General features: G+C 73.2%; 22 protein-coding genes, 1 pseudogene and 1 riboswitch. Of the genes and pseudogenes, 13 read left to right on the plus strand and 10 right to left on the minus strand.

Features of this window, described 5'->3' with window-relative positions; translation table 11 throughout:
- Positions 1-79: 79 nt before the first annotated feature.
- On the minus strand, positions 80-595 hold the full coding sequence (locus B9S64_RS07270; protein ID WP_103490091.1) for an SAV_6107 family HEPN domain-containing protein: 516 nt from the start codon (positions 593-595) through the stop codon (positions 80-82).
- A 169-nt stretch (positions 596-764) separates the two neighbouring features.
- On the opposite strand from B9S64_RS07270, the gene B9S64_RS07275 reads away from it, so the two are divergent.
- From B9S64_RS07275 to B9S64_RS07295, 5 genes are all read left to right on the plus strand, one after another.
- Positions 765-1,625 carry an ATP-binding cassette domain-containing protein gene (locus B9S64_RS07275; RefSeq protein ID WP_103490090.1) on the plus strand — a complete coding sequence of 287 codons (861 nt, stop codon included), beginning with the start codon at positions 765-767 and terminating at the stop codon, positions 1,623-1,625.
- Entirely contained in the window at positions 1,597-3,684 is a 2,088-nt protein-coding gene (locus B9S64_RS07280) for a YhgE/Pip family protein (protein ID WP_103490089.1), read from the plus strand. The genes B9S64_RS07275 and B9S64_RS07280 overlap by 29 nt, the downstream gene beginning before the upstream one ends.
- 29 nt (positions 3,685-3,713) lie before the next feature.
- On the plus strand, positions 3,714-4,325 hold the full coding sequence (locus B9S64_RS07285) for a TetR/AcrR family transcriptional regulator (protein WP_093530129.1): 612 nt from the start codon (positions 3,714-3,716) through the stop codon (positions 4,323-4,325).
- Between the two features lie 400 nt (positions 4,326-4,725).
- Positions 4,726-5,343 carry a DUF4126 domain-containing protein gene (locus B9S64_RS07290; RefSeq protein ID WP_103490094.1) on the plus strand — a complete coding sequence of 206 codons (618 nt, stop codon included), beginning with the start codon at positions 4,726-4,728 and terminating at the stop codon, positions 5,341-5,343.
- Positions 5,344-5,403: 60 nt separating this feature from the next.
- Entirely contained in the window at positions 5,404-6,909 is a 1,506-nt protein-coding gene (locus tag B9S64_RS07295; protein ID WP_103505055.1) for an NAD(P)/FAD-dependent oxidoreductase, read from the plus strand.
- Between the two features lie 75 nt (positions 6,910-6,984).
- Here the strand turns inward: B9S64_RS07295 and B9S64_RS07300 are convergent, their stop codons facing one another.
- The 6 genes and pseudogenes from B9S64_RS07300 to B9S64_RS34905 form a co-directional block, all read right to left on the minus strand.
- Positions 6,985-7,956: a hypothetical protein gene (locus B9S64_RS07300; protein ID WP_103491792.1), complete on the minus strand. Its 972-nt coding sequence runs from the start codon at positions 7,954-7,956 to the stop codon at positions 6,985-6,987.
- Between the two features lie 47 nt (positions 7,957-8,003).
- A complete protein-coding gene (gene metF, locus B9S64_RS07305; RefSeq protein ID WP_051422127.1) occupies positions 8,004-8,921 on the minus strand; it encodes a methylenetetrahydrofolate reductase [NAD(P)H] in 918 nt (305 codons plus the stop codon).
- A 160-nt stretch (positions 8,922-9,081) separates the two neighbouring features.
- Positions 9,082-9,732 carry a thiamine phosphate synthase gene (gene thiE, locus B9S64_RS07310; RefSeq protein ID WP_103491796.1) on the minus strand — a complete coding sequence of 217 codons (651 nt, stop codon included), beginning with the start codon at positions 9,730-9,732 and terminating at the stop codon, positions 9,082-9,084.
- A gap of 139 nt (positions 9,733-9,871) precedes the next feature.
- Positions 9,872-10,237 (minus strand): Rv2175c family DNA-binding protein, encoded by a 366-nt coding sequence (locus B9S64_RS07315; protein WP_028440159.1) that lies wholly within the window; start codon positions 10,235-10,237, stop codon positions 9,872-9,874.
- Positions 10,238-10,330: 93 nt separating this feature from the next.
- Positions 10,331-11,554, minus strand: a complete 1,224-nt coding sequence (locus B9S64_RS07320; protein ID WP_103491791.1) for an NAD(P)/FAD-dependent oxidoreductase — start codon at positions 11,552-11,554, stop codon at positions 10,331-10,333.
- 9 nt (positions 11,555-11,563) lie between these two features.
- Positions 11,564-11,860, minus strand: a pseudogene (locus tag B9S64_RS34905) (hypothetical protein); the annotation flags it as partial.
- 54 nt (positions 11,861-11,914) lie between these two features.
- A riboswitch (TPP riboswitch) is annotated at positions 11,915-12,028 on the plus strand.
- On the opposite strand from B9S64_RS34905, the gene thiO reads away from it, so the two are divergent.
- The 5 genes from thiO to B9S64_RS07350 all read left to right on the plus strand — a co-directional run bounded on the left by thiO (position 12,026) and on the right by B9S64_RS07350 (position 17,217).
- Entirely contained in the window at positions 12,026-13,234 is a 1,209-nt protein-coding gene (gene thiO / locus B9S64_RS07330; RefSeq protein WP_103491790.1) for a glycine oxidase ThiO, read from the plus strand. It overlaps the preceding riboswitch by 3 nt.
- Positions 13,231-13,500: a sulfur carrier protein ThiS gene (thiS, locus tag B9S64_RS07335; RefSeq protein WP_103491789.1), complete on the plus strand. Its 270-nt coding sequence runs from the start codon at positions 13,231-13,233 to the stop codon at positions 13,498-13,500. The genes thiO and thiS overlap by 4 nt, the downstream gene beginning before the upstream one ends.
- Positions 13,501-13,502: 2 nt before the next feature.
- A complete protein-coding gene (locus B9S64_RS07340) occupies positions 13,503-14,297 on the plus strand; it encodes a thiazole synthase (RefSeq protein WP_103491788.1) in 795 nt (264 codons plus the stop codon).
- A gap of 125 nt (positions 14,298-14,422) precedes the next feature.
- Entirely contained in the window at positions 14,423-16,342 is a 1,920-nt protein-coding gene (pknB, locus tag B9S64_RS07345; protein WP_103491787.1) for a Stk1 family PASTA domain-containing Ser/Thr kinase, read from the plus strand.
- Positions 16,342-17,217 (plus strand): deoxyribonuclease IV, encoded by an 876-nt coding sequence (locus B9S64_RS07350; protein ID WP_103491786.1) that lies wholly within the window; start codon positions 16,342-16,344, stop codon positions 17,215-17,217. The genes pknB and B9S64_RS07350 overlap by 1 nt, the downstream gene beginning before the upstream one ends.
- A gap of 73 nt (positions 17,218-17,290) precedes the next feature.
- On the opposite strand, the gene B9S64_RS07355 is transcribed toward B9S64_RS07350, so the two are convergent.
- Positions 17,291-17,923: a sulfite oxidase-like oxidoreductase gene (locus B9S64_RS07355; RefSeq protein ID WP_103491785.1), complete on the minus strand. Its 633-nt coding sequence runs from the start codon at positions 17,921-17,923 to the stop codon at positions 17,291-17,293.
- A 153-nt stretch (positions 17,924-18,076) separates the two neighbouring features.
- Between B9S64_RS07355 and bfr the strand changes: the two genes are divergently transcribed.
- Positions 18,077-18,556: a bacterioferritin gene (bfr, locus tag B9S64_RS07360; RefSeq protein WP_103491784.1), complete on the plus strand. Its 480-nt coding sequence runs from the start codon at positions 18,077-18,079 to the stop codon at positions 18,554-18,556.
- Between the two features lie 9 nt (positions 18,557-18,565).
- Here bfr and B9S64_RS07365 read toward each other — a convergent pair whose 3' ends face one another.
- Together B9S64_RS07365 and B9S64_RS07370 are read right to left on the minus strand one after the other, a co-directional pair.
- Entirely contained in the window at positions 18,566-18,802 is a 237-nt protein-coding gene (locus tag B9S64_RS07365; protein WP_103491783.1) for a bacterioferritin-associated ferredoxin, read from the minus strand.
- Positions 18,803-18,967: 165 nt separating this feature from the next.
- A complete protein-coding gene (locus B9S64_RS07370) occupies positions 18,968-20,314 on the minus strand; it encodes a class II 3-deoxy-7-phosphoheptulonate synthase (RefSeq protein WP_164347676.1) in 1,347 nt (448 codons plus the stop codon).
- Between the two features lie 103 nt (positions 20,315-20,417).
- Between B9S64_RS07370 and B9S64_RS35500 the strand changes: the two genes are divergently transcribed.
- Positions 20,418-20,474 carry a trp operon leader peptide gene (locus B9S64_RS35500; RefSeq protein ID WP_078513512.1) on the plus strand — a complete coding sequence of 19 codons (57 nt, stop codon included), beginning with the start codon at positions 20,418-20,420 and terminating at the stop codon, positions 20,472-20,474.
- 95 nt (positions 20,475-20,569) lie between these two features.
- Positions 20,570-22,456, plus strand: coding sequence for an anthranilate synthase family protein (locus tag B9S64_RS07380; RefSeq protein ID WP_103491781.1), 1,887 nt, complete (start codon positions 20,570-20,572; stop codon positions 22,454-22,456).
- The last annotated feature ends 69 nt before the right edge of the window (positions 22,457-22,525 follow it).

The following is a 22,525-nucleotide window of genomic DNA, read 5'->3' on the forward strand; positions in this document are numbered from 1 at the left end:
GGGTGGCACTCCACCCTATTGCCTCCCACCGCCGCCCCGGCCCGCCGTGGCCGGACCGCGTCCCGGAGACGGGGTGCGGTTACGCGGGCCGGTCGTTCCGGGGCCTCGGCAGGACCGGCCGCAGCTCCAGCATCCGCTCGACGAGCCGCAGGAACATCGCCGCGTGGCGCACCAGCTCGTCCGCGTCCCGGCTGTCGGCGGCTCCCGGTATCCCCGCTTCCGCGCGGGCCCGCCGCTGGGCGCCGGAGGCGAACAGGGCGCTCCATTCCGCGAGTTCGGGTGCTATGTCCGGAAGCACCTCCCAGGCGCTGCGGATCCGCTCCCGGCGCCGGCCGGTCTCGGGCCGGCCCCGGGCGGCCAGCACGGCGGCGGCCGTGCGCAGGGCCGCGAGGTGGGCGGTGGCGTACCTCTCGTTGGGCACGTCGAGGGAGCGCGCCTCCTCGATGCCCGCGCGGGCCTGGGAGAGCAGGTCGAGCGCCGCGGGCGGTGCCGCGCGGCGCGGTACGGGGTGGACGTCGGTTGCCGGACCGTTCAGTGAGGGGGCAGGGCTGCCTGCGCGGCGCCGCGGGGCGGCGGCTGCGGACGAGCTGGCCATGACGAACCTCCTGTCGTCGGGTGACGGCCGCGTGGCCGTATGTGTCCATCGTGGGGGACACCACTGACAATCCCTCAGAAAACCGCGCTGACCTGCGCCTTTGCTTCACGGGCGAGTTGCCGCTAACTTTTTGAACTGACCAGTCAGTTCAAAGAAGGGGGTGGGGGCCGTGGACAGCCCGCACGGGGCGGCGGTGAGCGCGGAGGGCTTCGGGCTGAAGGGGCCGCGCGGCTGGGTCTTCCGGGGGGTGGGCCTGACGGCTCCTCCCGGATCGCTCGTCGCGATCGAGGGCCCCTCGGGCTCGGGCCGCACCTGCCTGCTGCTCGCGCTCACCGGCCGGATGCGGCCCACGGAGGGCCACGCCGAGGTGGCGGGCGCGCGCCTGCCCGGCCGGGCGGCCGCCGTCCGCGCGTTCAGCGCGCTGGGGCCGGTCCCCGGGGTCAGCGAACTCGACCCCGCGTTCACGGTCGCCGAGCACCTGCGGGAGCGGGCCCTGCTGCGACGCCGCTTCGACGGTTCGCCGCGCTCCCTGCTGCGTCCCGGTGCGGCACGCGCGGCGTCCAGGGCCGCGATCGACACCGCTCTGGACACGGTCGGACTGGACCTCGCCTCGCTGCCCAAGGCCGAGCGGACCTCCGTACGCGACCTGGAGCGCCTGGAGGCGCTGCGGCTCTCCCTGGCCCTGGCCCTGATGGGCCGTCCTCGGCTGCTGGCGGTCGACGACACCGACCTCAAGCTCTCCGGCCCGGAACGCGCCGAGGCCTGGCGGCTGTTGCGCGGCCTCGCCGACGGCGGCACGACCGTGCTCGCGGTGTGCAGCGAGGCCCCGGAGGGCGCGCTCACCGTACGGACCGAGGACCGCCAGGAGCGCGCGGACGCCACGGACGCTCCGGGCACCCCGGACACCTCCGTCACCGAAGACGCCCCGGCCACCACGGACACCCCGGCCGCCACCGCCACCACCACGACCGGCTCCACGACGAACGGGAAGGAGACGGCCGATGCGTTCACCGGGACTGGCCGCGCTTGAGCTGAAGCGGTTCGGCAGGGGGCGGATGCCGCGTGCCGCCCTGGTGGCGCTCCTCCTGCTGCCCCTGCTGTACGGCGCCCTGTACCTCTGGTCGTTCTGGGACCCCTACGGCCGGCTCGACCGGATACCCGTCGCCCTCGTCAACGAGGACAAGGGGACCCAGGCCGACGGCGAACGGCTGGCCGCGGGCGACGAGATCGCCGGCCGGCTGCTCGACTCCGAGGTCTTCGACTGGCACGAGGTCAGCGGCGACGAGGCACGGAAGGGCCTGGAGGACGGGACGTACTACCTGACGCTCACCATGCCGTCCGACTTCAGCGCCCGCATCGCGTCCAGCGGTGGCGACTCCCCCGAGACCGGCGCCCTCCAGGTCCGCACCAACGACGCCAACAACTACATCGTCGGGCAGATCTCCCGGTCGGTGTTCTCCGAGGTCCGCAGCGCCGCGTCGGCGAAGACCTCACGCGGCTTCCTGGACCGCATCTTCATCAACTTCTCCGATCTCCACGACGCCACGGCGAAGGCCGCCAAGGGGGCCGACGACCTCGAAAGCGGCATCACCAAGGCGAAGAAGGGGTCCAAGGATCTCGCCGACGGGCTCAAGGACGCCCAGGCGGGCAGCGACCGACTGTCCACCGGCCTGGACGGGCTCGGCAAGGGGGCCGCCGAGCTCAAGACGGGATCGCGGCAGGTGGCCGAGGGCACCGAGCTGCTCGCCGACAAGGTGAACCGGGCGGCCGCGGACGTACGGCCCTTCCTCAAGGACAACGGCAAGGCGATCGGGGACACCGCCCGGCTGGTCGCCGACTCCTCCAGGACCGTGCGGGACGACCTCGGCCGGCTCGTCGAGGCCGCTCCCACCGCCGCGGCCGCCGCCCGCACGGCCTCCGACGAGCTCACCGAGGTCCACCGGGTCCGCTGCGAGGCGGAGGCCGAGCCCGACGCCGCCGTCTGCCCGGACCTCGAACGCGCCAAGACCGCGGCCCAGGACGTCACGGCCGTGGCCGACGACGTGAACGCGCTGGTCACCGACCAGAACGGGAACCTGACCGAACTCCGCGCCCAGTTGGCCACCCTGGAGAAGCAGGCCGACGCCCTCGCGAAGCGTGCCCCGCACCTGGACGAGGACCTGGAGTCGGCCGTCGCGAAGATCAACGCGCTCGACACGGGCGCGAAGAAGGTCGCCACGGGCGCCGCCACCCTGCACACCGGGCTCGGCACCGCCAAGACCGGCGCCGGGAACCTGGACGACGGGATCACGAAGCTCAGGACGGGCGCCACCGACCTGGACGGCGGGCTGTACCGGCTGGGCGACGGTTCGGCCACGCTCGCCAAGGGGCTGAACGACGGCGTCGGACAGATCCCCGACTACGACGAGAAGGACCGCGACGCCCGCACCGGGGTCATGGCGGACCCGGTGCGGCTGGCCTCCTCCTCGCTGCACGCGGCCCCCAACTACGGCACCGGCTTCGCCCCGTACTTCATCCCGCTCTCGCTCTGGGTGGGCGCGATGGTGGCGTACATGCTGATCCAGCCGCTCAACCGGCGGGCGCTCGCGGCCGGGGCACCCGCCTGGCGGATCGCCTTCGCGGGCTGGCTGCCGGTCGTCGCGATCGGACTGCTCCAGGTCGTCGCCCTGATGTCCGTACTGCACTGGCGGCTCGGGCTGCAGATGACGCACGCGGCCGGGACGATCGGTTTCCTGGCCCTGGTGACCTGCTGCTTCGCCGCGATCGTGCAGTGGCTCAACGCCCGTTTCGGCGCGGCGGGCCGGATCCTGGTCCTGGCGGTGCTGATGCTCCAGCTGACCTCGGCGGGCGGGACGTACCCCGTCCAGACCAGTCCGGGCTTCTTCGAGGCGATCCACCCCTACCTGCCGATGACCTACGTCGTGGAGGGTCTGCGCAGACTGATCACCGGCGGCGGGCTCGGCCCGGTGTGGCAGGCCTGCGCCGTGCTGGCGGCCTTCACCGCGGGGGCGCTGGCGCTGACCGCCCTGGCCGCCCGCCGCAAGCAGATGTGGACCGTGGAGCGGCTGCACCCGGAACTCAGTCTGTGAGCGCGCCGCGACCTGTGAGAATCAGGCACATGGACAGCAGCAGCACCACGCGCCGCCAGGCGACCCGGCAGAAGCTCTACGAGGCGGCGGTGACCCTCATCGCGGAGAAGGGGTTCTCGACGACCACGGTGGACGAGATCGCCGAGCGCGCCGGGGTCGCCAAGGGCACGGTCTACTACAACTTCAAGAGCAAGACCGAGCTGTTCGAGGAGTTGTTGCGGCACGGCGTCGGGCTGCTCACCGAGTCGCTGCGCACCGCCGCCGAGGAGACCGACGCGCGGGGCGGCAGCCGGGTGGAGGCGCTGGACGCCATGATCAGGGCCGGTCTGGTGTTCATCGACCGCTACCCGGCCTTTACCCAGCTCTACGTGGCCGAGCTCTGGCGCACCAACCGCGCCTGGCAGTCCACGCTCCTGGTGCTCCGTCAGGAGGCGGTCGCCGTGGTCGAGGGCGTGCTCCGGGACGGCGTCGCCGGCGGGGAGCTGAGCGAGGAGATCGACATCCAGCTGACGGCCGCCGCGCTCGTCGGAATGGTGCTGGTGGCCGCCCTGGACTGGCAGGCGTTCCAGCCGGAACGCACCATCGACGACGTGCACTCGGCCCTGTCGCTGCTGCTGCGCGGGCGCGTCAGCGGCCACTGAGGCGAACGGCCCCCGCGCCCCGGACACTATGCCCCGGACACCGCAGCCCCGGGGCCGGTCACCGGCCGGGGCCACGACGACGCCGGGCCGGTGGTACCCGATCCCCCTCGGGTACCACCGGCCCGGCGTCCGTGCTCCCCGGAGAACCCTCCCCCGTGGCCCCGATTCCCCCGTGGCCCGCGGGCTCTCCGTCGTGCACCCCCGTTACGTCCGGGTCCGTGCCGTTCCGCCGCCCCGTGCCGGCGGTCCGGGCACCGCGCCCCGTCCGTGGCCTCCACTCTTCCCCCTCCACGGGCGGGGGCCCATCCGCTGACCTACTCATCTGTGTACCTAGGTAGGGATACTCAGGACCGGGCCCGAACGCGCCCCGAGCGCCGTTCGAGTGACTACGATCGCCTCCGTGTCCGTACTCCCCCTGGTGTTCACGAGCGGCTGGGCGAGCGGGATCAACGCGTACGCCGTGGTCCTGCTGCTCGGCCTCTTCGGAGCGACCGGTTTCGCCGACGACGTGCCCGACGCCCTCCAGCGCCCCGATGTCCTCGTGGTCGCCGGGGTGCTCTTCCTCTGCGAGGTGGCGGCCGACAAGATCCCGTACGTGGACTCCGCCTGGGACGCCGCGCACACCGTGGTGCGCCCGGTGGCCGGGGCGGTCGTCGCCGCCCTGCTGGCCGGGGAGAGCGGATCGCTGCCGGAGCTGGCGGCCGGGGCGCTGGGCGGTACGACCGCGCTGATCAGCCATCTGGTCAAGGCGGGCACCCGGATGGCGGTCAACACCTCACCGGAGCCCTTCAGCAACATCGGTGTCAGCATCGTGGAGGACCTCGGGGTCGCCGGGGTCATCACCTTCGCCGTCTTCCACCCGGTGGCGGCCGCCGTCGTCGCCGGGACGCTGCTGGTGCTCGGTGTCGTCCTCGTGCTCTTCCTGGCCTCCCGCATCCGCCGGTTCGTGCGCCGCAGGGCACGGCGGCGGGCGGAGAAACGGCCGGTGGCGGCGGGCGGCGGTCCGCCCCCGGTCTGAGCCGCCGGGGGCGCCCGTCCACCGCCGCCCCCGGTCACCGGACGGTCTAAAGTCACTGGCATGGCACGAATTGCGGTGATCGGCGCCGGTGCGGGCGCCATGGCGGCCGCCGCCCGGCTCGCCGTGGCAGGCCACCGGGTGACGGTGTACGAGCGGTCCGGGACCTACGGCGGCTCGCTCGGCAGGCACGCCCGCGACGGCTTCGTCTTCGACACCGGCCCCTCGCTGCTCCACCTCCCCGCGGTCTACCGCGACCTGTTCGTGAAGACGGGCAAGGAGCCGCTGGAGCGGTGCGTCACCCTCCGGCAGGTCGATCCGGCGAGCCGTCACCACTTCGCGGACGGCACCGCGGTGTCCCTGCCGAACGCCAGCCGGGCCGGGGTGGTCCAGGCCCTGGACGGGGCTCTCGGGTCGGGTGCGGGCACTCGCTGGGCCGCGTTCCTGGACCGGGCGGGCACCGCCTGGGACCGCTCGCGCCGCCCGCTGCTGGAGGAACCCCTGGACGAGGACCGCGGGGGGCTGGACCGCGACCCGTACCCGGCGCTCCGCCGGCGCCGGCTGCTGCGGCCGGCCCGGCAGGCGACGACGCTCGCGGAGGTCGGCGGGTGGGAGCTGGCCGATCCCCGTCTGGCGGCCCTGCTCGACGGGTACGCCCTGTCGTACGGTCTGGACCCGCGCCGCGCTCCGGCCGCCGCCGCCCTTCTGCCGTACATGGAGCAGACGTTCGGCAGCTGGTACGTCCAGGGAGGGATGCGGGAGCTCGCCGGTGCGATGTACGAACGGTGCCTGCTCCGCCGGGTGACGTTCGTCTTCGACGCCGAGGTGGTGCGGGTGGCGGAGAAGGACGGCCGGGCGTCGGGCGTCGAACTGGCGGACGGGACGTACGCCGAGGCCGACCACGTGGTCCTCGGCGCCCGGCCCGCCCCCGGGCTGATGCCCGGTCAGGCGTGGGGCGGGGACGGGGATCCGGCGGCCCGGCGGGCCCCGCTGCCCGGCCGCTTCGTCGTGCTGCTGTCGCTGCGCGGCGCCCGGGACGCCGGGGCCGCGCACCGGACCGTGGTGCACTGCGCGGACGGACCGGCCGAGCAGGCGGCGGTGTTCGGCGGCCGGATCGCCGACCGGCCCACGGTCACCGTCCTGCGTCCCGACGACCCCTCCACCCGCCCGGACGAGGCGCACGAGGCGGTGACCCTGACGGCGACGGTGGCCCCGCACGGGCCGGTGGACTGGACGGACCCGGCGCTCCGCAAGCGGTTCACCGGCACGCTGATCGACCGGGCGGCCGAGGCCGTCCCCGGACTGCGCGAGCGGATCCTTCGCACCGAGACGCGCACCCCGGCCGAGACGGCGGCCGAGACCGGCGCCGAGGGCGGCTCGGTGCCCGCGCCCGCGCTGGCCGGGGCGGGCGGAGCCTTCCTGCACCCGGGCAACCGCACCTCGCTGCCCGGCCTCTACCTGGCGGGCGGCTGGTCGCATCCCGGTGGCGGCCCCGCCCACGCCGGGATGTCGGGCGCGCTGGTCGCCGGACTGGTCGTGGAGGGCGACGGCTTCCGCGGCTCCCGCTGAGCCACGTCCGCCCGTCCGCCCGGCGGCCGTCCGGGGACGGGCCGGGCCGACGGGTGCGGTCGGACCAGGCCGGGCTCAGTAGCGGTACTGCTCGTTCGGCCCGGTGTTGTCGTAGCCGTGGGCGGGGCCGCCGCCGTAGGGGGCTTGGGCGGGTGCCTCCGGGGGCAGCGGCGCGTACGGGTCGCTCTCCCGCTGCTGGGGGACCCACACCCCGCCGGGCGGGGTGTCGGTGGCGTACTGGTTCGCGTAGGGGTCGCCGTAGGAAGCGGCCGGCTGCGCGTCGTACCCCCCGCCGTACCCGTCGCCGTGGGTGCCGCCGCCGTATCCGTCGTGCGCGGGGTACCCCCCGGCGCCCGTCGTGCCGCCGTTCGCCGCGTAGGGGTCCGCGTAGGCGGCGTACTCCTGCTGTCCGGCGGGGTGTTCGTACGGGCCCGGGTAGCCGCCCCCGCCCGGGTAGGTCTCCTGGCCCGGATAGCTCTCCTGGCCCGGATAGGCGCTCCGGCCGCCGAAGACGTCCTGCCCCTGGTCGGCGTACGGGTCGTACGCGTCGTACCGCTCCTGCTCGGGGGTGTCGGCGCTCCCGGCCGGGGCGGGGTCGGTGTAGACGCCGTACTGCCCGGTGTCGTCGGGCAGCGGCTGCGGTTCGTAGACCGCGAACGCGGGTTCCTCGGGGGCCTGTTCAGGGGTGTGGTCGGGAGCTTGCCCGGGGGCGGGCTCCTGGTACTCCAGGTCGGAGACCTCCAGCGTGGGTCCGGCGCTGCCGGAACCGCGCCGGCGCCGGCTCGCCCCCGGTTTGCCGCCGACCGCCCAGCCCGTCGAGAAGCCACGGCGGAAGGAGAGCGTCACATACGTCTGGCCGGTGGCGAAGGCGATCGCGCCGACCACGATCACCAGCCTGGAGGAGGTCAGCACCCCGAGGACCACCCCGAGGAATCCGGTGAAGGCCAGAAGTCTCCAGCGCAGCCGTGCCTTGTACTGCAGCAGCACCTCGCCCAGCAGCCACAGTGCCACCATGCCGAAAGCGATGTAGAGGACCGTCCAGCCCACGCCCGCCCCCTTCTACGGCCGACCCGGTCGGTGACGGGTACGGCCGGTCACGACTGCCTGTGCAGTCCGAGATTCTCGTAGATCTCAAGCGTTGCCGTGGAGTTGTTGAGCGTGATGAAGTGCAGCCCCGGGACACCCTCGGAGACCAACTCCGCGCAGAACTCCGTCGCGAACTCGATGCCAATGGAGCGTACAGCGGCCGGATCGTCCTTGGCCGCGAGGAGTCGCTCTTTCAGCGAGGAAGGCAGCGACGCGTTGCTCAGCTGGGCGAACCTTTCCAACTGCCGGATGCTGGTGATCGGCATCACCTCGGGAATGACCGGGGTGTCGCAACCCGCCGCGACCACGCGGTCACGCATCCGCAGATAGCTTTCCGGGTGGAAGAACATCTGGGTGATGGCGTAGTCGGCACCGGCCCGGCATTTGTCGACGAAATGCCGGATGTCGGAGTCCCAGTCGTCCGATCGCGGGTGCATTTCGGGAAAGGCCGCGACGCCGACACAGAAATCGCCGGATTCCTTGATGAGCCGGACGAGGTCGGCGGCGTACCGCACGCCCTGCGGGTGCTCGACCCACTCGCCCATCGGGTCACCCGGCGGGTCTCCGCGCACCGCGAGGATGTTCCTGATGCCCGCGTCGGCGTACTGCCCGACCATGTTGCGCAGTTGGGCGACGGAGTGGTCGACGGCGGTGAGGTGGGCGACCGGGGTGAGGGTGGAGTCGGCGGCGATCTGCTGGGTCGCGCGTACCGTCCCCTCCCGTGTCGAGCCGCCGGCCCCGTAGGTCACGGAGACGAAGCTCGGGCGCACGGCTTCGACCCGCCTCAGGGCGTTCCAGAGGTTCCGTTCGCCCTTCGCGGTCTTGGGCGCCCAGAACTCGAAGGAGTACGACGTCTTGCCGGTCGCGAGGAGTTCACGCACCGTGGGCGCGTGATCCGTCCAGGTGGAAGGTGTGCCAAGGGCCATACCGGGAGGTTAACCAGGGCCGGGCGGTACCCCAACCGGACCGCACGGTTTGCCCGGAATGCACCACTTCTTGTCCACCCCTCGGACATCCCGGCCCGGCGGTGGGACCGCCGCCTCCGCACCGGAGCGGAGGGACCCGTCGGCGGGGCGGGCAGACGCGTCAGAGGGAGCGGGCCCGGACGCGCTTCGCCAGCTCGGCGGTGGCCGCGGCGGGGTCGTCCGCCTCGGTGATCGCCCGTACGACCACGACCCGGCGCGCGCCCGCGTCCAGCACCTGGTCCAGGTTGCCCGTGTCGATGCCGCCGATCGCGAACCAGGGCCGGGAGGTGCCGAGCGAGGCGGCGTACCGCACGAGGCCGAGGCCCGGGGCGTGCCGGCCGGGCTTGGTGGGGGTGGGCCAGCAGGGGCCCGCGCAGAAGTAGTCGGTGCCCGCCTCGACGGCGGCGGCGTCCACCTCGGACTCGGCGTGGGTGGAGCGGCCGATCAGCACCTCGTCCCCGAGGATCGCGCGGGCGGCCCGCACCGGCAGGTCGCCCTGCCCGAGGTGCAGTACGCCGGAACCGGCCGCGTGGGCGACGTCGGCCCGGTCGTTGACCGCGAGCAGGGCCCCGTGGCGGGCGCAGGCGTCGGCGAACACGGCGAGGTGGTCCAGCTCCTCGGCGGCCTCCATGCCCTTGTCGCGGAGCTGGACGATGTCCACGCCCGAGGAGAGCACCGCGTCGAGGAACGCGGGGAGGTCGCCCTGGCGTGTGCGGGCGTCCGTGCAGAGGTAGAGCCGGGCGTCGGACAGCCGTGAGCGAGGCGTGGACATGAAGATTTCCCCCCAGGGATGCGTCGGTGGGCCCGTCGGTGGCGCGGCGGAGGTGCCGGCGGGTCCGGGCGGGAGCGGTCCGGTGACGGCGGGGTGCGGGCCGTGGGTCACGGCCCGCACCCCGGTCACGGTCGTCCGGTCAGACGGCGAGCGCCTGGGCGCGGCGCTTCACCTCCGTACCGCGATTCTCGCTCAGGGCCTGCGCGGGGGTGCCGGGCAGGGTCGGGTCGGGGGTGAAGAGCCAGTCCAGCATCTCTTCGTCGTTGTAGCCGTCGTCCCTCAGGAGGGTCAGGGTCCCGGAGAGGCCCTTGACCACCTTGTCGCCGTCGATGAAGGCGGCAGGCACCTGGAGCGTCCGGTTCTCACCACGTCGTACGGCGATCAGCTGGCCCTCCTTGACCAGCTGCCGGACGCGCGTCACCTCGACATCGAGCATTTCCGCGATGTCGGGAAGGTGGAGCCAGTCGGGGACGAGAGCATCGATCTTTGCGTCAATCTCGGTCACAGGGACAAGCGTGCCATCTGGGACCGACAGCCGGTAGCCGGGCCGACCGTACGGGGCGCGTCCCGTGTCCCGTACGGGGCCGTCGGCGGGTCCCTACAGGGCCGCCGACCGCAGGGGTACGGAGGGGTCCGCCGCCCGCGCCGGATCGATCCGCGCCCCGGCCGCGACGAGCTTGCGGCCCTGGGTGAGGTCACGCGGTCTGCCCACGGCCAGCACCGCGGTCAGGACGCCGTCACGCAGCCAGCACACGGTCCAGGCCGGGTCGTCGGGGGTGCCGCGCCACAGCGGCGTGTCGGTGGCGGTGTGGTGGCCGGCGTACTGCACGAAGCGGTCGAACTGCTCGGACCAGAAGTAGGGCACCGGGTCGTACACCGGCGCCCGGCCCGTCGTGATCGCGGCGGCGGCCGTGCTGGGGCCCTGGAGGGCGTTGTCCCAGTGGTGGACGAGCAGCCGCTCCCCGAAGCGGGCGGACGGGAAGGAGGCGCAGTCGCCGACGGCGTAGACGTCGGGCAGCGAGGTGCGCAGGGTGGCGTCGGCGGTGACCGATCCGTCCGGGCCGAGCGCGACCCCGGAGCCCTCCAGCCAGCGGGTGGCGGGCCTGGCGCCGATGCCGACGACCACGGCCCCGGCGGGGATCTCCCGGCCGTCCGCGAGGTGGACGGCGCCCGGCACGACCCGGTCGACCCGGGCGTCGGTGAGGAGTTCGGCCCCGCTCTCGGCGTACCAGGCGGCCATCGGGGCGGCGACCTCGGCGGGCAGGGTGCCCGCCAGGGGGTGGTCCGCCGCCTCGACCACGGTGACCGCGCAGCCGGCGGCGCGGGCGGCGGTGGTGAACTCCGCGCCGATCCACCCGGCCCCGACGACCACGACGTCGTGGCTCCGCTCCAGGACGGGCCGCAGCCGCGTGGCGTCGTCGAGGGTGCGCAGCAGGTGGACGCCGGGCACGTCGTGCGTGCCGGGCAGGACGACGGGTTCGGCGCCGGTGGCCAGCACCAGGGCGTCGTAGCCCACGGGCCCGCGATCGGTGTCCACCTCCCGCGCGTCGGCGCGCAGACCGGTCACCCGCACACCCAGGCACAGGGTGACGCGCAGTTCCTCGAAGTCGATGTCGAAGGCGGGGTCCTCGGCCGTGCCGAGCAGGACCGCCTTGGACAGCGGGGGCCGGTCGTAGGGCTGATGGGGTTCGGCGCCGATCAGGGTGACGGAACCCGCGAAGCCCTCTTCGCGCAGGGCCACGGCCGTCTGCGCCCCGGCCATGCCGGCGCCGACGACCACGACGTGCTGCGGCTGCGTCGGCCGCGTCTGCTGCTCGCTCACGCCTCCACCCTAACGAGATGACGGCCCTCGGTCGGCGGGCTCCTCCACCACGCTCGTCCCGCCACCCTCCCGGGACTCCCAGGTCCACCGTTCGGTCAGCCGTACCCGTCCGTCGGGAAGCTCGGTGACGGTGGACGGGCAGTGCCCCGGCGAGGTCGTCCCGTCGTGCCCGAGCTGGACGTACCTGAAGTCGAGGGTGTCGGCGTCCCGGGTGCCGACGAGGTGGCCGCGCGCGATGTCACCGCCCGCGTACCGGATGACCCGTCGGCGACGGGCGTCAGGACGAGTCCGTCGGGTGAACGGGCCACGGCGGAGGGCTCCCTTACAGGCGTGGGGCGGCGGGGCTTAGGGTGGCCGAGGTAAGGCACTCGCGGGAGCCCGGACGCACCGGGCTGAGAGGGAGGCTGACCGGCCTCCGACCGTCAACAACCTGATCCGGGTCATGCCGGCGAAGGGAGGGGCTGGACGCCCATGGGTAGAGCCGCGGACGGATCCGACGTCCTGGTCGTCGGTGGGGGCCTCATCGGTCTGGTGACGGCCTGGCGGTCGGCGCAGCGGGGGCTGCGCACCACGGTGGCCGACCCGGAGCCGGGCGGCGGGGCCGCCCAGGTCGCGGCCGGGATGCTGGCCGCCGTCACCGAGCTCCATCACGGCGAGCAGATGCTGCTCGGCCTCAACGTCGCCTCCGCCGCACGCTATCCGGCGTTCGTGGCCGAGCTGGAGGAGGCGAGCGGCCGGGGGACCGGGTTCCGGGCGTGCGGCACCCTGTCGGTCGCGCTGGACACCGACGACCGGGCCCATCTGCGGGAGCTGCACGCGTTGCAGCGGCGGTCGGGTCTGGCGTCGGAATGGCTGAGCGGGCGGGAGTGCCGCCGTCTTGAGCCGATGCTCGCCCCGGGGGTGCGCGGGGGGCTGCGGGTCGACGGCGACCACCAGGTCGATCCCCGGCGGCTGACCGCGGCCCTGGTCACGGCGTGCGAGCGGGCCGGGGTCGTCTTCCGGCGCGGCTGGGCGAAGCGGCTGTCCGTCACCGCCGGCCGGGCGGCGGGCGTGGTCCTGGCGGACGGCGCCCGGCTGGACGCGGACCAGGTCGTCCTCGCCGGGGGCAGTCTCAGCGGCCGGCTCGCGGGGCTGCCCGAGGAGGTGCTGCCGCCGGTCCGGCCGGTCAAGGGGCAGGTGCTCCGGCTGAGGGTTCCGCCGGTGTACGCCCCCTTCCTCAGCCGGACCGTGCGGGCCGTGGTGCGCGGCAGCCACGTCTATCTCGTCCCGCGCGCCGACGGTGAGCTGGTCGTCGGCGCGACCAGTGAGGAGATGGGCTGGGACGTCACGGTCACCGCGGGCGGGGTCTACGAGCTGCTGCGCGACGCCCATGAGCTGGTGCCCGGCATCACCGAGCTGCCGCTGACCGAGACCCGGGCCGGCCTGCGCCCCGCCTCGCCGGACAACGCCCCGCTGCTGGGTCCGACCGCCCTGCCGGGGCTGCATCTCGCGACGGGCCACCACCGCAACGGGGTGCTGCTCACCCCGGTCACCGGCGAGGTGATGGCCACGCTGCTGACGACGGGTGAGGTCCCGGAGCTGGCCCAGCCGTTCACACCGGCCCGGTTCGCCGCCACGGGCTCCCGTGAGCCCGTCCGTACGTCCGTACACCCATCCGCGCACCAGGAGCAGCCCGCATGACCGAGCCCGCCACGCCCGCCACGCCCGTCACGGCCACCACCTCGCCCGCCGACGTCTCCGTCTCCGTCTCCGTCTCCGTCAACGGGGAGCGCCGCGCCGTCGCGGCCGGTACCACGCTGGAGGCCCTGGTGGCCGGTCTGACCTCCGCGCACTCCGGGGTGGCCGCCGCGGTCAACGAGGCCGTCGTGCCCCGCGGCCGGTGGGCCGCCACCACGCTCGCCGAGGGCGACCGCGTCGAGGTCCTCACCGCCGTCCAGGGAGGCTGACCGTGTCCGACGACCTGTTCACGCTGGGCTCCACGGCGTTCTCCTCCCGGCTGATCATGGGGACCGGCGGGGCCCCCGGCCTGGAGGTGCTGGAGCGGGCCCTGATCGCCTCGGGCACGGAGCTGACCACCGTGGCGATGCGCCGTCTCGACCCGACGGTCCAGGGCTCGGTCCTCTCCGTCCTGGACCGGCTCGGCATCCGGGTCCTGCCGAACACCGCGGGCTGCTTCACCGCGGGTGAGGCCGTGCTGACCGCCCGGCTGGCCCGTGAGGCGCTGGGGACCGACTGGGTGAAGCTGGAGGTCGTGGCCGACGAGCGGACCCTGCTGCCCGATCCGGTCGAGCTGCTGGACGCGGCGGAGATCCTGGTCGACGAGGGCTTCACCGTCCTGCCGTACACCAACGACGACCCGGTGCTGGCCCGGAAGCTCCAGGACGTCGGGTGCGCGGCGGTCATGCCGCTCGGCTCCCCCATCGGTTCCGGGCTCGGCATCCGCAATCCGCACAACTTCCAGCTGATCACCGAACAGGCCCAGGTCCCGGTGATCCTCGACGCCGGTGCGGGGACCGCGTCGGACGCGGCGCTGGCGATGGAGCTGGGGTGCGCGGCCGTGATGCTCGCCTCGGCGGTGACCCGGGCCCAGGAGCCGGAGCTGATGGCGGCGGCGATGCGGCACGCGGTGGACGGGGGCCGTCTCGCGTACCGGGCGGGCCGCATCCCGCGCCGGTACTTCGCCGAGGCCTCCTCGCCCGTGGACGGCCGGGCGGTGCTGGACCCGGAGCGCCCCGCCTTCTGAGACCGCCTCCGGGACGCCGCCCCGGTCACGGCATCCATGTGTCCCTGTCACGGCTGCGTCGCAGAACGGCCCCGGAGCGCCACCGGGGCGTCCGGGGTGTCGGTGGCGGCTCGTAGACTCACCCCGTGGACACGACCCTCCAGGACCCCCTCGTCGGGCAGCTGCTCGACGGCCGCTACCGCATCGACGCACGCATCGCCGTCGGCGGTATGGCCACGGTCTACCGGGCCATGGACACGCGGCTCGACCGGGTGCTCGCCCTGAAGGTGATGCACCCGACGCTGGCGACCGACGTCGCGTTCGTCGAGCGCTTCATCCGTGAGGCCAAGTCGGTGGCCAGGCTCGCCCACCCCAACGTGGTGGGCGTCTTCGACCAGGGCGCGCAGGGCGCGTACGTGTATCTGGCGATGGAGTACGTCGCCGGGTGCACCCTGCGCGACGTGCTGCGCGAGCGCGGCGCGCTCCAGCCCCGGGCCGCCCTGGACATCCTGGAGCCGGTCCTGGCCGCCCTCGGCGCCGCCCACCGGGCGGGGTTCGTGCACCGCGACATGAAGCCGGAGAACGTCCTGATAGGCGACGACGGCCGGGTGAAGGTCGCCGACTTCGGTCTCGTACGGGCCGTGGGCACCGTGACGGACACCACCGGGTCGCTGCTGGGCACCGTCTCCTATCTCGCCCCCGAGCAGATCGAGCACGGTTCGGCCGACACCCGCTCCGACGTGTACGCCTGCGGTGTCGTGCTGTACGAGATGCTCACCGGTTCCAAGCCGCACACCGGGGACACCGCCGCCCAGGTCATCTACCAGCACCTCAACGAGGACGTCCCCGCCCCGTCCGGCGCGGTGCCGGGGCTGGCGGCCGGGCTGGACGCGCTGGTGGCCGAGGCCACCGCCCGGGACCCCGAGCTGCGGCCCTCCGACGCGGTGGCGCTGCTCGCCCGCTCCCGTGAGGCGCGGGCGGCCCTCACCGAGGAGCAGCTGGACGCGATGCCCCCGCAGGCCGTCGCCGGCACCCACGACGCCGCCGAGGACCGTACGAGTGTGATCCCCCGGGTGATCCCGGAGGGTCAGGGCACGGCGCACCACACCAGCCGGCTGGAGATGCCCCCGGACGGACCCCCGTCCCGGCCGCGCCGGGGCGGACGGTTCGCCCTCGACCGCCGCCGGGGGATGTTCGCCGCGCTCCTCGCCCTGCTGCTGGTGCTGGGCGTGGGCTCGGGTGTCTGGTACATCAACTCCGGGCAGTTCACCCAGGTGCCCTCCCTGCTGGGCCAGACCCAGAAGGCGGCGCAGGAGCGGCTCACCGACGCCGGTCTGGGCCTGAAGGGCGTCGAGCGCGCCTACAGCGACACGGTCGAGCGCGGGACGGTGATCAGCAGCGACCCCGCGTCGGGCGAGCGGATCCGGGGCAACGGCTCGGTGAAGCTGGTCATCTCGCGCGGTCCGGAGGTCCTGAAGGTGCCCGACGTCGAGGGGCTCCCGCTGCCCGACGCCCGGCGGCAGCTCAAGGAGGCGGGCTTCGAACAGGGGATGGTGACCCGGGAGTTCAGCGAGGAGGTCGCGCGGGGCGAGGTCGTCCGCACGGATCCCCCGGTCGGCACCGAGCGGCACGCCGGGTCGGGGGTCGCCCTGGTCGTCAGCAAGGGCGCCCCGGTCGACGTCCCCGACGTCACGGGCCTCGACGTCGAGGACGCCACGGCGGAGCTGGCCGAGGCCGGGCTGAAGGCGAAGGTCCTCCCCGACCGGATCGAGGCGCCCGAGGCCGCGGGCGAGGTCGCGAAGCAGGCGCCGGGCGGCGGGGCCGAGGCCGCGAAGGGCGACACCGTCGAACTGACGGTCTCCAAGGGGCCGCGCATGGTCGAGGTCCCCGACGTGACCGGCAGCGACGTGGACGAGGCCCGGGACACCCTGGAGGAGGCGGGCTTCGAGGTCAAGGTCGACCGCCCGCTGCTCTCCTTCAGCGACAAGGTCGCGAGCCAGTCCGTCAAGGGCGGCGAGAAGGCCGCCGAGGGCTCCACCGTCACGATCAGGACCAAGGCGTTCTAGTGCGGACCACACCCTCCACGCGCAACCCCGTCGGCGGCCATGTGCCGGTGGCCGGCGGCCTCGCGAAGACCGGCCTCGGCTACGCGCGGGAGCTGGCGGCCGAGGCCGTGCAGGTCTTCGTGGCCAATCCGCGCGGCTGGGCCACCCCGCCCGGAAATCCGGCCCAGGACGAGCTGTTCCGGTCCCGGTGCCACCAGGAGTCGATACCGGCGTACGTCCACGCCCCGTATCTGATCAACTTCGGCTCGCACACCGAGGCGACGGTGGACAACTCGGTGCGGTCGCTGCGCCACTCGCTGCGCCGGGCCCGGGAGATCGGCGCCCTCGGTGTGGTGGTCCACACCGGCTCGGCCACCGGCGGGCGCCCGCGCGAGGTGGCGCTGGCCCAGGTGCGCGAGCGGCTCAGGCCGCTGCTGGACGAGCTGACCCACGACGACGACCCGTTCCTGCTGCTGGAGTCGACCGCCGGGCAGGGCTCCTCGCTCTGCTCCCGGACCTGGGACTTCGGCCCGTACTTCGAGGCCCTGGACTCCCATCCCAAGCTCGGCGTCTGCCTGGACACCTGCCACATCTACGCGGCGGGCCACGACCTGACGGGCCCCGCCGGGATGCGGCAGACGCTGGACCTGCTGGTGGACACCGTGGGCGAGGGCCGGCTGAAGCTGATCCACGCCAACGACTCGAAGGACGTGGTGGGCGCGCACAAGGACCGCCACGCGAACATCGGGGCGGGCCACATCGGGGCCGAGCCGTTCCGCGAGCTGTTCGCGCACCCCGCGACCGACGGCGTACCGCTGGTCATCGAGACGCCTGGCGGCACGGAGGGGCACACGGCGGACGTGGCCCGGCTGAAGGGCCTCCGGGACCGCCCTTGAGGCGCGAGTCCGAGGATCTCGGGACGTCGGCCCGCCACGGCGCACGGCCCCCGCCGCCGAGCCGGTACGGGTCTCAGAGCTCGGGGCCGTCCCCGGGCTCCTCCTGGTAGGAATAGCGCTGCTCGCTCCAGGGATCGCCGATGTTGTGGTATCCGCGCTCTTCCCAGAAACCACGGCGGTCGGCCGTCATGTACTCGATACCGCGGACCCATTTCGGGCCCTTCCACGCGTACAGATGGGGCACGATCAGACGCAGCGGGAAACCGTGTTCCGCGGTGAGCAGTTCGCCGTCCTTGTGGGTGGCGAAGAGGGTCCGGTCGGAAAGGAAGTCGGCCAGTCTGACATTGGAGCTGAAGCCGTATTCGGCCCACACCATCACATGGCTGACCTCGGGCGCGGGCGGCGCGAGTTCCACGATCTCGCGGGCGCGCACACCACCCCATTCCGCGCCCAGCATGCTGAATTTCGTCACGCAGTGCAGGTCGGCGACCACGGTCGAGAACGGCAGCTCGCTGAATTCACGATGGTTCCAGCAATGCTTGTCGCCGTCCGCCGTGGCACCGAAGACGCGGAACTCCCAGCGCTCCGGTCTGAAGGTGGGCACGGGACCGTAATGCGTGACCGGCCAGCCGCGTTGCAGCCGCTGGCCCGGCGGAAGTCCGGACTGCTCCGCTGTGCCGCGTTCCCGGCTTTCCGGCTGGTCCATACCTCCATGGTGACAGACAGGCGGGGGTGGTCATGACCACGGAGAGTCGATCCGGACAATCCATACTAAGCATGCACTTACTGGACGGCCGGGAAGCGCGGTGCGAGGATGCGCGCACACGTGCCCGCCCATCGGTTGGAAGGAGCCTTGACGATGCAGGGCGACCCCGAGGTCCTCGAGTTCCTGAACGAACAGCTGACCGCCGAATTGACCGCCATCAATCAGTACTTCCTGCACGCGAAGATGCAGGATCACCGAGGCTGGACGAAGCTCGCCAAACACACCCGGGCCGAGTCGTTCGACGAGATGAAGCACGCGGAGATCCTCACCGACCGGATCCTGCTGCTGGACGGACTGCCCAACTACCAGCGGCTCTTCCATGTACGGGTGGGCCAGACCGTCACCGAGATGTTCGAGGCGGACCGCCAGGTCGAGGTCGAGGCGATCGACCGGCTGCGGCGCGGCGTCGACCTGATGCGCGCCAAGAGCGACATCACGTCCGCCAACATCTTCGAGCGGATCCTGGAGGACGAGGAGCACCACATCGATTACCTCGACACCCAGCTGGAACTGATCGAGAAGCTCGGGGAACCGCTCTACCTCGCCCAGGTCATCGAGCAGGTCGAGCTCTGATCCACGGCCTCAGGCGGCGTCGCGGAGCCCGGTGACCGCGGTCGCGGCGGACCGGGCGCGGGGGGCGAGCGGCTCCCGGCGCGGGCTCTCGCCACGGCCCAGCAGCGCCTGGATCCGGCGGACACAGCCACCGCAGTCGGTGCCGGCCTTGCAGGCGGACGCGATCTGGCGGGGTGTGCACGCGCCGTCGGCCGCATGCTGCTCGACCTGCTGCTCGGTGATGCCGAAGCAGGAGCAGACGAACATGCGGTACACCTCCCGACGGGTCGGTCGCGGCGCCGTCCCGACGTTTCGGTGAGGCATGCCTTACCTTACTCGTCACCCCTGGTCGGTGAAAGCCCGGTACGGACGGTGGGGCACGGATCACATGGATCCGTGCCCCACCGTCGTACCGCGCGAGGTGCGCCGCGCCTACTGGTCGCGGTACATCTCGGCGACCAGGAAGGCCAGGTCGAGGGACTGGCTGCGGTTCAGGCGCGGGTCGCAGGCCGTCTCGTACCGCTGGTGCAGGTCGTCCACGAAGATCTCGTCACCGCCGCCGACGCACTCGGTGACGTCGTCGCCGGTGAGTTCGACGTGGATGCCGCCCGGGTGCGTACCGAGGGCCTTGTGCACCTCGAAGAAGCCCTTGACCTCGTCCAGGACGTCGTCGAAGCGGCGCGTCTTGTGGCCGGAGGCGGCCTCGAAGGTGTTGCCGTGCATCGGGTCGGTCACCCACACCACGGCGGCACCGGAGGCGGTGACCTTCTCGACCAGCTCGGGCAGCCTGTCGCGGACCTTGTCGGCGCCCATGCGGACGATGAAGGTGAGCCGTCCCGGCTCGCGCTCCGGGTCGAGGCGGTCGATGTAGCCGAGCGCCTCGTCGACGGTGGTCGTGGGACCGAGCTTGATGCCGATGGGGTTGCGGATCTTCGAGGCGAACTCGATGTGCGCGCCGTCCATCTGGCGGGTGCGCTCGCCGACCCAGACCATGTGGCCGGAGGTGTCGTAGAGCAGGTCGGTGCGCGAGTCGGTGCGGGTGAGCGCCGACTCGTAGTCCAGCAGCAGCGCCTCGTGCGAGGCGTAGAACTCGACCGCCTTGAACTCGGCCGGGTCCGTGCCGCAGGCCTCCATGAAGTTCAGCGCGTTGTCGATCTCGCGGGCCAGCGCCTCGTAACGCTGCCCGGACGGCGAGGACTTCACGAAGTCCTGGTTCCAGGCGTGCACCTGGCGCAGGTCCGCGTACCCGCCGGTGGTGAAGGCGCGGACGAGGTTGAGCGTGGAGGAGGACGCGTGGTACATCCGCTTCAGCCGCTCGGGGTCCGGGACACGGTCCTCTTCGGTGAACGCGAAGCCGTTGACCGAGTCGCCGCGGTAGGTCGGCAGGGTCACGCCATCGCGGGTCTCGGTCGGCTTGGAGCGCGGCTTGGAGTACTGGCCCGCGATCCGGCCGATCTTGACGACGGGCACCGAGGCCGCGTAGGTCAGGACGGCGCTCATCTGGAGCAGCGTCTTGAGCTTGGCGCGGATGTGCTCGGCCGACACGGCGTCGAAGGCCTCGGCGCAGTCGCCCCCCTGGAGCAGGAACGCCTCGCCCTTGGCGACGGCTCCCAGGCGGGCGCGCAGCTGGTCGCACTCGCCCGCGAAGACGAGCGGCGGATAGGTTTCGAGGTCCGCGATCACATCGCGCAGTGCCTCGGCATCCGGGTACTCGGGCTGCTGCGCCGCGGGAAGGTCTCGCCAGGTGTGGCCACCGGCGACGGAGGTATTGGCGTTCACGGTCACCTCCCCCACATTACGGGGTCGGACAGGGCGTCCATCCGGGCGCTCAGTAAGTGAGACGCGCGCTCGTCCGGGCGGCGGGTCCGCTAGGGTTCGCTCCATGTTCGCGCAGACGACCCAGAACTGGTGGTGGACCGCTCATCCGGCGGCCCACTGACACATCGCGCGCACAGACTTCGCGAAGGCCGCCCGAGGGGCGGCCTTCTCCGCGTTCGGGAGCCGGAGCCGTTCCTCCATCCGGAAGGAACTCCCATGCCCGACCACGCCACCGCCCTCCTGGACAGACTGCTCCGGGACGACGCCCCGCCGTTCGCCCTGCTGAGACGGCGTACCCCCGGCCGCGACCAGGACACCGTGGAGGTCCTGACCGGGACCGTGCGGGAGGTGGACCGGCTCGCCGCGATCCCGGTCGGTGAGCGGCCCTCGCTGGCCCTGGTGCCGTTCCGGCAGATCGCCGAGCGCGGCTTCGACGTACGGGACGACGGCACCCCGCTGGCCGTGCTCACCGCCGACGAGTACGTCGAACTCCCGCTGGAGGAGGTGCTGGCGGCGCTGCCCGCGCACGCCGTACGGGTCGAGGACGGCGCCTTCGACGTGCCCGACGACCGGTACGCGGAGATCGTGCGGCGGATCGTCGAGGACGAGATCGGCCGGGGCGAGGGGGCCAACTTCGTGGTCCGGCGCACTTTCGGGGGCGAGATCCCCGGTTTCGGCCGGGCCGACGCGCTGGCACTGTTCCGCCGGCTGCTGGCCGGCGAGCGGGGCGCGTACTGGACGTTCGTCGTGCACACCCCGGACCGCACCCTGGTCGGTGCCAGCCCGGAGGTCCATGTGCGGATGTCCGGCGGCACCGTCGTGATGAATCCGATCAGCGGCACCTACCGCTACCCGGAGCAGGGGCCGACCGTGGAGGGTCTGCTGGCCTTCCTGGCCGACCGCAAGGAGACCGAGGAGCTCTCCATGGTGGTCGACGAGGAACTGAAGATGATGTGCACCGTGGGCGACATGGGCGGCGTGGTCGTCGGCCCCCGGCTCAAGGAGATGGCCCACCTCGCGCACACCGAGTACGAACTGCGCGGGCGCTCCACGCTGGACGTGCGCGAGGTCCTCAGGGAGACCATGTTCGCGGCGACGGTCACGGGCTCCCCGGTGCAGAACGCCTGCCGGGTCATCGAGCGGTACGAGAGCGGGGGCCGCGGCTACTACGCGGGCGCCCTGGCGCTGCTGCGCGCGGAGCCCGGCGGGACGCAGAGCATGGACTCGCCGATCCTGATCCGCACGGCGGACATCTCGCCCGCCGGGCGGCTGCGCGTCCCGGTCGGGGCGACGCTCGTACGCCACTCCGACCCGGCGGGCGAGGTCGCCGAGACGCACGCCAAGGCCGCCGGTGTGCTGGCGGCGCTGGGGGTGCGGCCGGGGCGGCCCGCGGCGGAGGCGGACCGCCCCCGGCTGGGCACGGACCCCCGGGTACGGATGGCGCTGGACGACCGGCGCGGGGCGCTCGCCCCGTTCTGGCTGCGGATGCGGGGACGGCCGGCGGAGCCCTCGGGCCACGCGCTGGTGGTGGACGGCGAGGACACCTTCACCGCGATGCTGGCGCACCTGCTGCGGTCCTCGGGCCTCACGGTGTCGGTGCGCCGGTACGACGAACCCGGGCTGCGCGCGGCCCTGGCGGCGCACGAGGGACCCGTCGTGCTGGGGCCGGGGCCCGGTGACCCGGGGGACACGGCCGACCCGAAGATGCGGCTGCTGCGGGGGCTCGCCGCCGAGCTGGTGCGCGACCACCGGCACGGGCTGCTGGGCGTGTGCCTGGGCCATGAGCTGATCGCCGCCGAACTGGGCCTGCCCGTGGTCCGCAAGGCCGTGCCGTACCAGGGGGCGCAGACCCGTATCGATCTGTTCGGGCGGCCGGAGACCGTCGGCTTCTACAACAGCTTCGCGGCGCGCTGCGACACGGCGGCGGCCGCCGAACTGGCCGCCCATGGCATCGAGGTGAGCCGGGAGGAGGCCTCCGGGGAGCTGCACGCGCTGCGCGGGGACGGCTTCGCCTCGGTGCAGTTCCACCCGGAGTCGGTGCTGACCATCCGGGGCTCCGCGATCGTGACGGAGCTGCTGGCGGGGCTGCCGGTGGCGCGCTGAGGTCGCCGTGTGGGGGCCCCGGAGCGCGCGGCCGGGGCCCCGCGAGGACACGGCCGCGGTCCCCCGAGC

The sequence above is a fragment of the Streptomyces sp. SM18 genome (assembly GCF_002910775.2).
Lineage (GTDB): Bacteria > Actinomycetota > Actinomycetes > Streptomycetales > Streptomycetaceae > Streptomyces > Streptomyces halstedii.